The sequence below is a fragment of the Pseudomonas rhodesiae genome, assembly GCF_013285305.1.
GTDB classification, from domain to species: domain Bacteria; phylum Pseudomonadota; class Gammaproteobacteria; order Pseudomonadales; family Pseudomonadaceae; genus Aquipseudomonas; species Aquipseudomonas rhodesiae.
On sequence record NZ_CP054205.1, the window covers coordinates 3,121,877 to 3,136,368 of the forward strand.

Below are 14,492 nucleotides of genomic sequence, written 5' to 3' on the forward strand. Positions count from 1 at the left end.
CAGTGAGGGCTATGTTTCTGACGCAACGAGCGGAACAAAACCTGGCGGTTAGCCACCTTTAGCGCCCTCGCCGCGCGTTGTTTGCCCTTATTTGTCTACATATAGGCTGACAACTTGGGCATGTGGCTCTGCGGAACGCTCTTGTTTGCAACGGACACCTAATGACAAGCCTCGGGTACAGGGATGTTCGTCAACAAGGCACTTCCAACCATGACCAACAGGTAGCCCGCGATGAATGCAGTCAACACCCCACGTTTGCCCACTCCCTCTGCCCTGGTGAGTCCACCATTGGCATCGGTTTCCCGATTACCGTCAGGCGCGAGCACGCCTCAAGCTCTTGCAAAGCCTGAACAGTCCTCCTCTTCCGGCACGCAGAGCCTGCAACAGGCCCTGGCCGACCAGCGTAACTGGGGCGAATTGGCGCAGGCGCTCTTCAGCCTGGCCAAGGAGCTGCCGGCAGACGCCGATGAACAGGCCGTGGCTGACGCGTTAAAAGCGCGGTCGATGCCGCGCCACCTGGCCTCTGGCACCGCCACTACCGTGAACCTTGACGCGTTTATCAGCGAACAACGCCTGGCGCAGCCTACCCGCCGCCACTACGTTGTGTACTTGGCCGAGGCAGTGGCCCAGCGGGCACTGCAGTCGCCCCTGGGCAATTTCGGCGGTGGGCTGTCCTGGCCGATCCCCTTGAGCGTTGCCGACCAGAGCAAAATCGGCACGCTGGTGGACAAAAATACCGCAGGTCTGCCCGGTCTGCCGCTGGAGGATGCGCGCAAAGGTGCCCTAGGCTATCTGCTCGAACAGACGCCGTTGTCCGATGCAGAGCTGCGAGACCCGCCCAACGCCCTGGCAAAACTGGTGGCATCCCCTCGCGCCCAGGCGCTTGGCCAGGCGATCCAGACCGAATTGGGCGGCGCTGACACCCCTGGCAGCGTCAATGACTACGTGCTCGCGGCCATCAACATGGGCCTGGACCTGGACTCGATGTTCGTCCCCCATCGCAACCATGTGGCCGGATTCGATCTGGCCAGTGAGCAGCACTGGGGCAAGGCGCCGTCCGATATCGTCAACCGGCTCAGCCTGCACTTGGTCAAGGAAGGTCGCGCCACCCACGCAACAGCGAGGTTCGCCGCGCACTTGCTACTGGCGCGGGTGGCGCCGCAACTGCTCGTCAAAGAGATACCGGCCGCGCTCACCTATGGCAGCCAGGCCTGGGCCAGTTTCTGCATCGCCGCAGCAGCGGTGGAGGCGCAAGCCCCGGGGACGGTAGCCAATATGACGTTTGCGCAAGTCATGCAGGCAGCAAAAGGGTCCGGCGCGGTGGCCCCCGAAGGTGCGCAGAGAGGGGCTTTAGTGGATTGGGCGGTGGTCAACGGTATGTTGCCCAAGCGTGAGAACGACAGTTACACCGCTGATGAGCTGGACAACGCGAGAAGCGCCTATAACGCCCAGCAATCCGAGCGACTCAACGCCTCGGCCCAACTGAGTAGCGAGCTGCCCAGCCGCGAACAGATCGCGTTGCAAAAGCTGCGCGAGACCTTTGGCGATAACGTACCGTTCGAAGAAAAACTGTTGAGCATAGACGATACCAGCACGCCCTATGAGGGGCCGCTCTATGACCCGAATCGACGACCGGCCGGGCGGTATTCGCTGCTCGACATCGCCATGATGGAGCTGCGCGATTACACCTGGAAAACCACCGACCCGCGCATTCCTATCGCAGCGGTCAACGCGCCGCTCGCGCTGGGCGTGAACAAGGCGTTCAACGAGCAATTCAAACAGACCATCGATTCACACAAGCAGGGCTTGGGGACGCTGGTCAAACAGCTTGTCTCCCAGTTGCCGCCCGCCGACCGCCAGAATCTGGAGCACGGCAAGCTGGAGTTCTTCCAGAAGAAAACCTATGAACTGGGATTGGATTTTACCTCCCGCACCCTGCACCACACGGATCAAAAACTGTTGATCAAGGCCACCGGCGCGGACGGTGTGACGGTGTATGAAGTGGATAGTAAGCGCGGCACGATCAATAAGGTGCCCGAGAGCGAACTGACCCGACGCCGGGAGCGCAACGCCAATCAAGAAGAAAAAATTGAGGCGTTCGTGCCCAAGAGCGTCGCAGCCGGCGATTTTGCGCTCAAGCCCGCGAATGGCACGCTGGCACCGGCCACCTTTACCTCGTCGCGCACTCAGTCGATTGCCGATGCGTTTGTGGAACACCTCGATATGGACAATGCACAGGTGGTCAAGCAAGCCAAGGGGGTCACCCCTCTGGACAAGCAAAACGAGGTGGAATGGAAACTGGCGGATTTCTTCTTGAACCTGGTGCCGCTCAGGTCCGCTATCGTCAACTTTCAGAATGGCAACTATGCCGATGGCGCCACGGACCTGGCACTGGATATGTTCAGTTTCGTGACCGTTGGAGTGGGAACGGCGGGCAAAGTGGCCAAGGCCGTCAAGAGTTCGGCGTCGACGACGGTCAAAGCCCTCAACACGGCGAAGGTGATCGGTGCCGCCGCCATCGGCGCCTTCAACCCCGTAAGCGGGGCCGGCGACTTACTGGTCGGGGCTGCACGGGTTACGCAGGCGGTAGGGCGAACGATTGCCAAAGGCACACGCGCCGTGGCTAACACAGGGGTTTCCCTGGTCACCCAAGGGGTCAATGCTCTGCGCGGCGCAACGGGCGCGTATGACTTAGTCCGGGCCAACAAAGGCTATGCCACGCTATCGGCGGGTACGTTCACCCTCGCGGACCGAACCGTGGAGACCACCGCAGTGCTGCACAACAACCAATGGCATGCCTACGACGTTGCCCGGCAACAGCCGTACGGCCCCGCCTTGGCGGACTTCAAACCTGCGGTGCCGCCAACCCGAGATACGCCGCTCCACGGCTTTTTCGACCGCATTTACAACCTGCTCCAGCCTGAAAACGCTCAAGGCACTGTCACCCGCCTGACCAAGGAGGAGCATAAGAACTTTACCGCCAAATATAACCACGGCATGCGTAAGGAAAACCGTGCAGCCTTTGACCAAGGTTTCGACTACGGCAATCCAAGTGATATCCCCGGTTATTCACCTAACCTGAACATTCCCGATCTGCAGCGCCTGTTGCAGTATTGTTTCTCTCCCGAAGACATAGGCACATTGGCCAAAGCCATCAAGCAAAAAGCTATCGCGGAATCTTTCCACCGCCTGGCGTACTTTGAAAAAGATATCGCCGCAGCAGGCGGGCATTTGCATCGGATGCCCCAGGACTTCTACCTCAGCCTGGTCAATATGGGCTCCGAGGGCGAATGTGCGGGGATTTCCAATGCCATGGCCCTTGCCATCGGCACCGGTAAAGAACACACGCTGCTGAGCAATTTTTACACCGCCGCCGCTAACCCGAACGTGCCAAGCAATGCCGCTTTTATCAGCAATATAGAGACCCTACAAAAGATCACCGGCACGGAAACCCTTTATCACATGGGCCAGACGCCTCGGCGTGTGCCCTATACCACCATTATCTCGGAGTTGGCCAATGCCACCGAATCAACCACGCTCAGAGTCGCATCGGAACACCACGCGCTGCTCGCGGGTGTAAAGGTCGACGGTGCGAACAAGCAATGGTTCTATTTCGATCCCAACTATGGGTACGTCACGTTTGATTCGCTAGATTCGATGAAGAATGGTCTGGAGCGCACGTTGAACAGGGGTATATCGCCCTATCGACTTGACGCCTATAAGCGCGATTCCGCTGTTCCCGAGTATCAGATAAGTCAATTCTCCCCCACAGACCTGACCCCAGACCGTACGGGTAATGTCGACGTATCGAGCCTCTCCACTGCGGTCCTATAAGCCGTGCCTGCGGCCCCGACGTTGCTGCACCCAGCGCGCCGGGGCCGACTTGCTGCCGCGCATCATCCGGGCAAGACATTCGCGCAGACTCCCGTCACAATACGCGCGCCAGGGGAACTTGCTGCGATTGACACGACTCACTAGAGGATGGTCTTTGCATTCACACGACCTGCACCTCCAATTTTCGGGAAACCTCACTATGTCCGCAGCCTCCTCCACCATCCTAGTAGTCGAAGACGACAACATCGTGCGCATGTTGATCGTCGATGTCCTCGAAGAGTTGGAGTTCACGGTCATTGAGGCGGCTGACGCAGCGGAGGCGCTGGGCATGGTCAATGATGAAAGCCAGCTGATTCAGCTGATGATGACCGATGTGGGCCTGCCGGATATGGACGGCAAAGAACTGGCAGCCAAAGTACGCGCACTGCGGCCCGGCTTGCCGATCCTGTTTGCCAGCGGCTATGCCGAAAACATCGACGCGCCGGCGGACATGCATGTGATTGGCAAACCGTTTTCCATCGATCAACTGCGTGACAAGGTCAAGTCCATCATCGGCTGACTGCCTCCGTTTCCTCGCTTGCGCCGTACCTTCAACGCCTGCCATTAGCCCTTATCGCGCAGGGCGATAGGCGCGTCGACGCCATCCCATCGATCAATCGGTCGTACAGGACAAAAGACTTCCAGCGAAACTGGGTGCAAACTCTGCCGGCCAGCGATTACCTGCCGTACGCACCCGCGCACGAGGCCTACTTCGATAAAAGCTGGAAACTCAATGACATCACCCAGTTCCCTAAGAGACGCAACAACATGATCAGAAAACCGACGCGCCTGCTGTTAGCGAGCCTCTCGATCCTCCTGAGCAGCGGCGCCTGGGCCGATTTCACCGCCACCCCGAGCGAAGCGCGGGCCATCGCCAAGGAAGCCTACCTGTATGGTTTTCCGTTAGTGGAAATGTACAAAACGCTCTACACCCAAGCCGTCGACAAGGGCGGCGCCAACTTCAAGGCGCCGTTCAACCGCATCGGCAATACCGCCCAGGTGTTAACGCCCAAGGACACCGCATTCGTAAGCCCCAACGCCGACACGCCCTACTCATTCGTGTGGATGGATCTGCGCCGCGAACCGCTGGTGCTGACCCTGCCCAAGATCGAAGACAACCGTTACTACTCGGTGCAGTTGATCGACCTCTACACCCAGAACTTCGCCTACCTGGGCACGCGCAGCACGGGTAACAACGGCGGCCACTACATGATCGCCGGGCCGGACTGGAAAGGTCAGCAGCCGGTGGACATCGATCGCGTGGTCTATAGCGAGAGCAATATCGCTTACGCGCTGTACCGCACGCAGTTGTTCGACGAAAAAGACCTGGGCAAGGTCAAGCAGATTCAGAGCGGCTATAAAGTCCAGCCGCTGAGCAGCTACGTCAAGCAAGCCGCGCCAGCCAATGTGCCAAAGGTCCAGTGGCCAAAACCCACCGCCACTATGAGCGACAGCCCGCAACTGTTCCGCTACCTGAATTTCATGCTGGCGTTCGCCGCCCCCCAGGACAGCGAGAAAGACCTGCTGGCGCGCTTTGCCAAGATTGGCGTCGCCCCGGGTGCGCCCTTCAAGTTCAACCAGCTCAGCGCCGAACAACGCAAGGCCCTGGAAGACGGGATTGCCGACGGCAAGGCCGAGTTTGCCGCGTTCAAAAAAGACAAGCTCGACACCCACCAAGTGTCTAACGGTGACCTGTACGGTAGTCGCGATCACCTCAACAACAACTACTTGTACCGCTACGCTGGTGCCAACATGGGCATCTTCGGCACCTCCAGTGACGAAACCGCCTACCTGAGTTATGTCGTCGACAGCGAAGGTAAACCGGCCAACGGTGCACGTCATAGCTACACACTGCATTTCAACAAGGACCAACTGCCGCCGGCGGACGCGTTCTGGTCGCTGACCATGTACAGCGCCAAGACCCAGCAATTGGTCCCTAACCACAAGAAGCGCTACTTGATCAATTCGCGCATGTTGCCCAGTCTCAAGCGCGATGCCGATGGTGGCCTGACCCTGGCCTTGCAACATCACGAACCGCCCAAAGCCGAACAGAGCAATTGGTTGCCCGCTCCTCCCGGTCCTTTCTACGCCGTACTGCGGATTTACCTGCCCAAGCCTGAGGTAGGTAGTGGTCAATGGAAACTGCCGCCGTTGACACCGCTCAAGTAACACCGCGAGCTCGGCACCGGCGAGTCCGGACCGAGCGCGTCACTTTCCGATATCAGGCCGACAGCGCCAACCTGCACTGCCGCTGGTTTATTGGCTGCTAAAACGGGTAAGGTGCGCGCGATTCCTCACGGAGCTGCACCGCACATGACTTGCTGGGATGTCCTTGATCTGCCCCCAGATGCCGATAGCCGCACCATCAAGCGCACCTACGCGGCGCTGCTCAAGAAAACCCGGCCGGATGATGATCCCGAGGGTTTCCAGCGCCTGCGCGAAGCGTATGAAGCGGCCCTGAACGGGCAAGAGTCGGTCATGGACGACGCGTCTGCCGCCGTTGCGGTCGAAATGGCTGCACCAGAACCGGTCGACGGCACCCTGCCCCAGCGCTATCAGCAGGCCTTGGCCCAAGGTAACGGCCTGGCATTCGAAGTGGCGCTGCTCCAACGCTGTATCAGCGACGACACCGTGAGCGATGAGGAGCTTCGCTGGGCGTTTGACACCTTCCACTGGCTCAGTGCCTGGCAGCGCCTGGAGCTGCCAGCGCAATGGCTGGATGCCCTTGCCTCTCAATGCAGGCAGGCGTTGCGCAGCCAATTGGCGCTGGCACTTGCACAACGTAATGAAGCGGACTTCCTCGATGCGTACGCCCGGCGTGACGAGCACGCCTGGTTGCGCCAGCCGGCGCACGCTCAATGGTTCAACCAGACACTTGCCACGTTGCTATGCGACGGCTACTTCTGGTTGCCTGCGTTGTTCGAGGCCGTCCGCGCCGGGCAGGGCTGGCCGCACGGTGGCGAAAACCCCTGCCCCGAGGATGAATGGCAGCACCTGTTGCGGCGTGAGCAAGGGCCGGCGTTCATTGCCCACCAGCGTGCACTGGCTGTCGCGCCGCCGCACACTGCGCAACAGCGCGCTGCTCGTTTGCTGTTGGCGCCGATGACACTGGGGCAGCGACGTGCATTCGCCCAGCGCTTGAGCGAGGCCGACTGGGAGGCGTGCCGAGCGCTGGCCGCGCGCATTAAAGCCGATCATCCCGACGTTGCGCTGTCCCTGCCAGGCGGTACGGCTTATTTCTGGCAGGAGTGGGAAACTGCTGTCGACACTTGGCCGCTGGCGCTGGCGACAGTGCTGGGCTGTGTGACAGGTGCACTGTTCCAGGCGCCGTGGTTTTCAGGAGTCCTGGTCAGCACACTGGGGCACGCGTTGGTATGGTCGATGGCCTATGTCGTGGGCGGCGCCCTGGCCTGGCAAGTGTGGCGTCCGCTGGTACATCGGCTGCGCGTCGTGGATGAAAGCCTCGCCGTCAGACTACCGACGCGACTCTGCCCTACCCGCCTGCCGTTATTGCCGCTGCGCGATCTGTTGCCGGGGGCGATCATGAGCGTGGCCATCAGTGTTCAATTCGGCGCGGTTGCGGGCCTGGTGATGGTGGCGACCCTGGTCGTGATCGGTGCGGGTAAGCGTCAAGCCCGCACGGGCTACAAAGAATGGTCCACCCGCCATCCGCGCAAGACCATCGGTGTATGGGGCCTTGTCACTTTGCTCCTGACAATGATGTTTGCAGCGCTCAAAAGCTTTGACAGTCATTATCAGGTGGGCCGCAATCAAGGCCTGCAACAGTGGACAGAGCGCGTGTGCAGCCGCATGCCGAGAACAGCACAACCCTGCCAGGCACCCGCGACCCAGGCACAGTGGTACGGTCAGGAGGCTGAGTGATGAAGCCAATCATGTTGTACCCCGTCGGGGTGGTATTGATCCTGTGCCTGTTCAGCCTGGCCGGCGCCAGCAAACAACTGCAGATTGTGCAGTGGTGGCTCAACCAATTGGACAGCCCCCAGACTGCAACGGCCGGCGCGCTTGCACCGATCATCGATTGCGTTAACCGCGTGGACCGCGATACTCGGTTGGCCTACTACTTGCTGACTCAGGTCGACGCCTCAGTCCGGACGGCTGAGCGCTCCGGCGCCGCGAACTTGCCTCGGGAAGAATTTGGCGACAGCGCCGAGCCGCAAGCCCGCCTGATCCAAAAGCAGGTATGCACCCCTGCTATTACCCTCCAGCTGGAACGCCAAGCCCCCGGCAGCCCATTGATCACGGCCACGCAGCAGTACTTGCAGACCCTTCGCAGAATCAGCGACGTCGGTACGCTGCTCAGCCCCAATCAAACCCCCGGCGCGAAAACGCCGCAGCAGCAATTATTTGGCAACGTCATGCTTGACCAGTTGAAAGCAGAACTAAGCCGTAACGGTGGCGGCTACCTGTCGGCATCCGCGGCTCTGCGTGACGATCTGACGCGTGAGGAGCTGCGTTTGCGCCCCCTACAGCTGGATTTACTGGAAGCACGTCTGGGCCGAGACCTGCATTGGCACCTGCTCAATTACATGATTGCGTCGCGCCAGGCGATCGATCGGATCGACCAAGGGGTACGCGCTGCCGACCTGACACCCCAAGCCCTGGCTGCGTTGACCGCTTCGGTTCAGCGTGCCCAAGAAAGTGCCGCAGCCTTTGTCGATCAGATGCCGGATAAAGAACTCACTGAAGAAACGCTGCACCTTTGGTACACCCTAAGAACCCCCGCCGATACCTACCTTGCTGCCCTGCAAGGCATGCTTCAAAACTGGCTCAACCACGCCACCCCGCAACAGCTGAGTGACGACTATGACCTCGTCACCCGCCGCTACGACGTCCTGCTCAGCTATTACAACCGGCCGGCACGCAATGCGTTTTAGTGCTTTTTGAATTTCACATAGGACTGATGCAGGTCTGAAGCCCAGCCGTCGATCACGTTTTTCACGTCATCGGCTTTCATCACCTGAGCGTCGTTCTCCAAGGGCTTGCCGGTGCCTTTGCGCACCACTTGGGCCAGGACTTTGCCGTTGGCACCGTCGAGGAACTGCGCCTCGGTGCCGAGGGTGGTTTCTTGATCGCGAATGCCGGTGCCGGTACTGACCGCCGCCGCCACCAGGGCTACCGGGATGAACTCATAAGGTTTAAGCCCTTCGGTCTTGCTGCTGACGGCAGTGATGGCCGCGCGCACCACGATTACGCCTGGGCCTGGGGCATTGGCCAACGGCAAGGATTTGGCCAGCTCACGCTTGAGCGCCTGGTTGTAGTAGGTGTTAATGCCGTTGAGGGTGCTGTCAGGGATTTTCGTGGTGGCCTGGGGTTTGGGATAGAACTGGGTCGGTTCGATGTACACCGCGTTATAGCGACTCAGGTCCAGTTGAGGATCGACCCAGCGCATCACTTCGACGCCTGACGGTGACTTGGCTTGCTTGAGTTGGCTGTAGTTGGAAAGAAAGCCCGAATATTCATCCGGTTGCGTGACCTGGCTGGCGCAGCCTGCAATCCCAAGCGAAGCCACGCACAACGTACTGATCATTAGCCTTAGTTTCATCATTGAACTCCCTGGCAGTCATCATCGAACGGCGGAGCTGTAGGTATAGCCAATCCTGGCGAAATGGTGCGCCCACTCGACCGATCAAGCCGAGATGACAAAAACTGCACCGGTCATTTGGCGAACAACTGCGTATGACTAATCAACCGTCGGTAAGTAAGGTGGAGCTCCCCCCTATCAGGAGCATCACATGCGCACCATCGGCCTTATCGGCGGCATGAGCTGGGAGTCCAGCGCCGAGTACTACCGCATCATCAACCAGCGCGTGCGTGATCAGCTCGGTTCGCTGCGCTCGGCGCAGGTGTTGATGTACAGCGTGGATTTCGGCCCGGTGGCGCAGGCGCAGCACGATGGGCGTTGGGACGACGCGGCGCAGGTCCTCGAAGACGCGGCGCGGCGCCTGCAGGCCGGCGGTGCGGACTGCGTGGTGCTGTGTACCAACACCATGCACTTGGTGGCGCCGCGTATCGAAGCGGCGATCTCGATTCCGTTTCTGCATATCGCCGACGCCGCCGGCCAGGCGGCCGTGGCGGCCGGCACGCTCAACGTCGGCCTGCTCGGCACGGCGTTCACCATGGAGCAGGATTTCCTCAAGGCGCGCCTGGCCGAGCATGGCTTGAATGTGCTGGTGCCGGAGGCCGAAGAGCGCCAGAGCGTGCACCGCATCATCTATGAAGAGTTGTGTGTGGGGATCATCAGCGACACCTCGCGCGACGCCTATCTGCGCATAATTGCGTCGCTGGCTGCCCGTGGTGCCCAGGCGATCATCCTCGGATGCACGGAAATCGGCCTGTTGATCAAGCCCGAACACACCAACCTGCCGCTGCTGGACACCACCGCGTTGCATGCGCAGGCCGCGGTGGCGTTTGCCTTGCAGGATTAAGTCGAAGGACGCAAACGCGCCATGCTGACGGTGTCGACGTAGACGCCGTCACGCAGGGCGTAGTCGCGCAGCACCCCTTCCACCTCGAAACCGAACGAGCGGTACAGACGTTGCGCGGCCTGGTTATCGGCAAATACCGTCAACTCGACGCGGTGCAGGTTCATCCAGTTGTCGGCCACGTCGAGGGCTGCCTTCAACAGCCGCGAGCCGACGCCCTTGCCCTGCCAGGCAGTTGTCACGCCCATGCCAAAGGTGCCGACATGGGCCTGGCGCACGCGCAGATACTGTTGCAGCCCCAATTGGCCAATCACCTCGCCGCCATGCAATGCCACCAGTTGCAGGCGGCGTTCGTCGTCCATCACCAAACGCTTGCGCCACACTTCAATCGACTGGAACGGCATCTGCAGTACCTGACGGCACACCGCCGGCTCGTTGTAGAGCGCCGCGACGCCGTCAAGGTGGGCCTCGGTAAAGCGCTGGATGACGATATGGGCTTCAGGGGCGTGCATGGGTTTCATCCTTTGAAAGACATGTGACCGGCCAGTGTAGAGGCGCCGACCGTCCGCTGCCTAGGGCGCTGGAGCGGTTGTCCACAACGAAGGCCAGTCGCCGTAGGCCACCCCGGTGCAGCGCGACATCATGTGAAACTCGCTGAGCTGGAAAGCCTTGCCGTCAAACAACCACACCGCCCCGGCCCCGCAATCGCCGAGCCCGCGTTGCTTGTAGAAGTAACTCAGGGTGCCGGTGGCTGGGTCGTAGCCCACCGAACCTTGCAGCGCGGCGCCGTCCAGAGGCAGCGGCTCAAGTTGCAATGCTGTCTGGGCATAAGGTGCCTGGCGCGCGCGACTCACCACCTCGTATTCGCAGTTGTAGGCCGCGCAGTCGTAGCTCAACACGGTCATGGCCTGCGAGGCGGTCAACGCACCGGCACTGGCTTCGGGTGGCGGCGAGTCTTCTTGCGCCGTTTCACCTTTGAGGGCCTCGGCCACCAAAGCTTGCTGCTCCTCGGCGGTCAACGCCGGCGCACCGGGGAATGGGCGCAGCAGCGGCGTCGGCAAACGCGCCGGCACGGCACTCGCCGCACCTTTGCCGGGTCGTGCCAGTGCGGTGACGTTATCCACCCGGCCTTGCACCGCATCCATCAACAGCAGCGATGCACTCAACCCACTCAGAGATACGTGGGCATCGACGTCGCCGGGCAGCTGCAAGCGCTGACCATCGCGCAAGCGTTGCAACCATCGGCGCGCGGCGGCGTCGTCAAGTACGCCAAAGGACTGCACATGGGGATCGCCGCCCTGGTCGTCCAACTCCACCTGCAATGCCTGGGTCAAGTCATTGCCCAGGGGCTGGCCATCCAGTTGCAGGGTTGACAGGTCCGCCGTCTCCCCCCGATGGTCGAAGCGCAGGCGCAAGTAGCCCTGAGGGCCGGCCTTGTGCCAGATATGCAAGGTCAGCGAGCTGTAATCTTCTTCATTGGCACCGCTCGGTGCGCTGAGGGCGTGGCAGTTGCGCAGGTTGTCGCAACCGACCAGCCATTCCTTGATGTCCCGCAGCAACGGCACGCGTTCGCTAGCGGGTTGTGCAAAGGCTTGGGCAGAGGAACCGGCCAGCAGGGCCAGGAGTACGGGGCGCAACATGGGGGACTCTCCGTGTCTGAAAAGGCGCGGATTGTCCCATGTTCGGCCTGTGGCGTCAGCGCCCGGCGGCCACGCGCCACACCCGCGCAATATCCGCCGCCCGCTCGCGCAACAAGCGCGGTGCCTCGCTGCACGCCTGCTCAAGGCTGATGGGCCCGCTGGGCAAGGCGAAGGCGGCGTCGACGCCGTGTGAGTACATCTGCTCGTAGCCTTCACCGAGGGTGCCGGCGATGACGATCACCGGTACGCCGTGTTGCCGGGCGATGCGGGCCACGCCGAATGGGGTTTTACCGCGCAGGGTCTGGGCGTCGAAGCGGCCTTCGCCGGTGATGACCAGATCTGCACCGCGCACGGCGGCATCCAGGCCCACCAAGTCGGCAACCACCTCCACCCCCGCGCGGAACTGGGCGCCGAGAAACGCCTTGGCAGCGAAGCCCAGGCCGCCAGCGGCGCCGCTGCCGGGTTCGTCGCGCACATCGGTGGGCAGCACCCTGGCGCAGTGGTCGGCAAAATGGCCCAAGGCGGCGTCGAGCTGTTGCACCTGCTGCGGGCTCGCACCTTTTTGCGGGCCGAAAATCGCCGAGGCGCCGTGGGGGCCGCAGAGGGGGTTATTGACGTCGGCGGCAATCTCGAAACGCACCTCGGCCACGCGGGGGTCCAGGCTGTCCAGGCTGATGCGCGCCAACTGCGCCAAGGCCAAGCCGCCAGGTGGAAGTGGCTGGTCGTCGGCATCGAACATTTGCACACCCAAGGCCTGCATTGCCCCCGCACCACCGTCGTTGGTGGCGCTGCCGCCGATGGCCAGGATGATGCGCCGAGCCCCCGTCTCCAGCGCTGCGCGGATCAGTTCACCGGTACCAAAGGTGGTGGTCCGGCACGCGTCGCGCTGGTCCGGCGGCAGCAGTTGCAAGCCGCTGGCTTCGGCCATTTCGATGATCGCGGTGTGGCTGTCGGCCAACCAGCCCCAGCGTGCGTCCACCGGGGCGCCGAGCGGGCCGCGCACGATCTGGCGGCGCAACTCGCCGTGGCAGGCGGCGAGCACCGCGTCCACCGTGCCTTCGCCACCATCGGCCATCGGGCACTGGATCATCTGCGCGTCCGGCCAAACCTGGGCCAACCCCTCGACAATCGCCTGGGCAACGCTTGCGGCGCTCAGGCTGTCCTTGAACGAGTCGGGGGCGATGATGATCTTCATGGGCGTTCTCCGTTTTTTATAACGCCCATGCTGCCAGTTGGCTGCGGCAATAACGCCGGGCCGATGCACAAGTGCGGCGCAGGTTTGTTGTTCATTCCGACAAATCCTGGGGCAGCAACTGCACGCCCAGGTACAAGGCGAGCATGCCATCGAGGGTCAGCGGGTCGACACCGCTGAGTTCGGCGATGCGCTCCATGCGATAACGCAGGCTGTTGCGATGGATGCCCAAAGCGTCGGCACACGCCTGGCTTTGCCCGTCGTGCTCGCACCAACTGCGCAAAGTTGCCAGTAATTGGCCGTTGCCGTCCTTGGCCAGTACTTTGCGTAGCGGGTTGAGCAATTCATCGAGGGCGTCGTCGTTGCGATGACGCCACAGCATTACCGGCAGGCGATAGCGATTGAGGGTCAGCACTTGCGTATGGGGCAGGATGTCCCGGCCATAGGCCAACAGGTCGCCGACCCGCCGATAGCAACGGCGCAGCCCGGCCAGCCCGTCGGCCTGGCCACCCACCGCCACACGCTGGATCTGCCAGCCGTGGCCGGCGAGTTTTTCCAGCAGCTTGGGATTGTCCACCGGGAGCCCGGCCGGTCGGCACCACAACAATGAAAACTGCGCCGAGCTGACGCACCAGCTGTCGGGATAACGCGCAGCCAGCCAGGCGCCCAGGTCCTGCGCGGAGGCGCCCGCGCCCAGCTCGAACAGGTATGGCGTACGCGACAGATGTGGCTTGAGCCCCAGTTGCTGGGCTTCGTCAACCAGGCGCGGCGAGTCGCCGGATTCGGCGAGTAACAACGCCAGCAGGTCATCGCACCGCTGGCGGCGCCATTGTTGTTCGGCTTGCTGATGACGATGGCTGACCAGCATCTCGGCGGTCATGCGCACCAGTTCGGCGTAGGTACGCAGCAACTGTGGTTCACCGGTGATGCCAAGCACACCGATCAGGCGTTGATCGTGCATCAGCGGCAGGTTGATGCCGGGCTGCACGCCTTTTAGGTGCTTTGCGGTCTGGCCGTCGATTTCGACCACGCGACCATTAGCCAAGACCAATTGCGCGCCCTCATGGCGAGTGTTGATGCGCTCGGGCTCGCCGCTGCCCAGGATCAAGCCCTGGCTGTCCATGACGTTGACGTTATAGGGCAGGATGGCCATGGTGCGATCGACAATCTCCTGCGCCAGGTCATGATCCAGCTCGAACATGGGGTTAACTTCCTGCAAGGCGTGGTTGGTCATCGGCACAGCGCAAAGGCACGTTCACTGTGCGCGAGCACAAAGACAGCCCCCTGCTACCTGGCCGAGACTCTTGGGGCGATCAACGTTACCCTCGCATCGCGAAAAATCAT

The 14,492-nt window shown here is 61.6% G+C and carries 11 protein-coding genes; 6 read left to right on the plus strand and 5 right to left on the minus strand.

The features are described 5' to 3' along the window. Positions 1-231 precede the first annotated feature (231 nt). The 5 genes from HRH33_RS14125 (at position 232) to HRH33_RS14145 (ending at position 8,768) form a co-directional block, all read left to right on the plus strand. Entirely contained in the window at positions 232-3,834 is a 3,603-nt protein-coding gene (locus tag HRH33_RS14125) for a hypothetical protein (protein WP_173603514.1), read from the plus strand. 199 nt (positions 3,835-4,033) lie between these two features. Then, entirely contained in the window at positions 4,034-4,393 is a 360-nt protein-coding gene (locus tag HRH33_RS14130; RefSeq protein ID WP_034097955.1) for a response regulator, read from the plus strand. A 248-nt stretch (positions 4,394-4,641) separates the two neighbouring features. Next, positions 4,642-6,042 (plus strand): DUF1254 domain-containing protein, encoded by a 1,401-nt coding sequence (locus HRH33_RS14135; protein ID WP_167417224.1) that lies wholly within the window; start codon positions 4,642-4,644, stop codon positions 6,040-6,042. Between the two features lie 144 nt (positions 6,043-6,186). After that, entirely contained in the window at positions 6,187-7,755 is a 1,569-nt protein-coding gene (locus tag HRH33_RS14140; RefSeq protein ID WP_167417148.1) for a J domain-containing protein, read from the plus strand. Beyond that, complete coding sequence (locus HRH33_RS14145; protein WP_167417147.1) at positions 7,755-8,768, plus strand: DUF3829 domain-containing protein; 1,014 nt, start codon at positions 7,755-7,757, stop codon at positions 8,766-8,768. The genes HRH33_RS14140 and HRH33_RS14145 overlap by 1 nt, the downstream gene beginning before the upstream one ends. Here HRH33_RS14145 and HRH33_RS14150 read toward each other — a convergent pair. Then, on the minus strand, positions 8,765-9,436 hold the full coding sequence (locus tag HRH33_RS14150; RefSeq protein WP_167417146.1) for a DUF3313 domain-containing protein: 672 nt from the start codon (positions 9,434-9,436) through the stop codon (positions 8,765-8,767). The genes HRH33_RS14145 and HRH33_RS14150 overlap by 4 nt on opposite strands. A 190-nt stretch (positions 9,437-9,626) precedes the next feature. Here HRH33_RS14150 and HRH33_RS14155 point away from each other — a divergent pair, with 190 nt between their 5' ends. Then, complete coding sequence (locus HRH33_RS14155) at positions 9,627-10,319, plus strand: aspartate/glutamate racemase family protein (RefSeq protein WP_094065744.1); 693 nt, start codon at positions 9,627-9,629, stop codon at positions 10,317-10,319. Here HRH33_RS14155 and HRH33_RS14160 read toward each other — a convergent pair. The 4 genes from HRH33_RS14160 to HRH33_RS14175 form a co-directional block, all read right to left on the minus strand. Further along, on the minus strand, positions 10,316-10,828 hold the full coding sequence (locus tag HRH33_RS14160; protein ID WP_167417145.1) for a GNAT family N-acetyltransferase: 513 nt from the start codon (positions 10,826-10,828) through the stop codon (positions 10,316-10,318). The genes HRH33_RS14155 and HRH33_RS14160 overlap by 4 nt on opposite strands. Before the next feature lie 60 nt (positions 10,829-10,888). Further along, complete coding sequence (locus HRH33_RS14165; RefSeq protein WP_167417144.1) at positions 10,889-11,956, minus strand: DUF1176 domain-containing protein; 1,068 nt, start codon at positions 11,954-11,956, stop codon at positions 10,889-10,891. Between the two features lie 55 nt (positions 11,957-12,011). Then, the gene (locus tag HRH33_RS14170) at positions 12,012-13,151 is read right to left on the minus strand and encodes a glycerate kinase (protein WP_167417143.1); all 1,140 of its coding nucleotides are present in this window, start codon (positions 13,149-13,151) and stop codon (positions 12,012-12,014) included. 91 nt (positions 13,152-13,242) lie between these two features. Next, complete coding sequence (locus HRH33_RS14175) at positions 13,243-14,349, minus strand: sugar diacid recognition domain-containing protein (RefSeq protein ID WP_034138059.1); 1,107 nt, start codon at positions 14,347-14,349, stop codon at positions 13,243-13,245. Positions 14,350-14,492: the final 143 nt, after the last annotated feature.

Excerpts from the sequence above, each read along its gene's own strand:
- HRH33_RS14160 (WP_167417145.1), bottom strand. The coding sequence starts at position 10,828 with ATGCACGCCCCTGAAGCCCATATCGTCATCCAGCGCTTTACCGAGGCC.
- HRH33_RS14125 (WP_173603514.1), top strand. The coding sequence starts at position 232 with ATGAATGCAGTCAACACCCCACGTTTGCCCACTCCCTCTGCCCTGGTG.
- HRH33_RS14145 (WP_167417147.1), top strand. The coding sequence starts at position 7,755 with ATGAAGCCAATCATGTTGTACCCCGTCGGGGTGGTATTGATCCTGTGC.
- HRH33_RS14165 (WP_167417144.1), bottom strand. The coding sequence starts at position 11,956 with ATGTTGCGCCCCGTACTCCTGGCCCTGCTGGCCGGTTCCTCTGCCCAA.
- HRH33_RS14155 (WP_094065744.1), top strand. The coding sequence starts at position 9,627 with ATGCGCACCATCGGCCTTATCGGCGGCATGAGCTGGGAGTCCAGCGCC.
- HRH33_RS14170 (WP_167417143.1), bottom strand. The coding sequence starts at position 13,151 with ATGAAGATCATCATCGCCCCCGACTCGTTCAAGGACAGCCTGAGCGCC.
- HRH33_RS14150 (WP_167417146.1), bottom strand. The coding sequence starts at position 9,436 with ATGAAACTAAGGCTAATGATCAGTACGTTGTGCGTGGCTTCGCTTGGG.
- HRH33_RS14140 (WP_167417148.1), top strand. The coding sequence starts at position 6,187 with ATGACTTGCTGGGATGTCCTTGATCTGCCCCCAGATGCCGATAGCCGC.
- HRH33_RS14175 (WP_034138059.1), bottom strand. The coding sequence starts at position 14,349 with ATGTTCGAGCTGGATCATGACCTGGCGCAGGAGATTGTCGATCGCACC.
- HRH33_RS14130 (WP_034097955.1), top strand. The coding sequence starts at position 4,034 with ATGTCCGCAGCCTCCTCCACCATCCTAGTAGTCGAAGACGACAACATC.
- HRH33_RS14135 (WP_167417224.1), top strand. The coding sequence starts at position 4,642 with ATGATCAGAAAACCGACGCGCCTGCTGTTAGCGAGCCTCTCGATCCTC.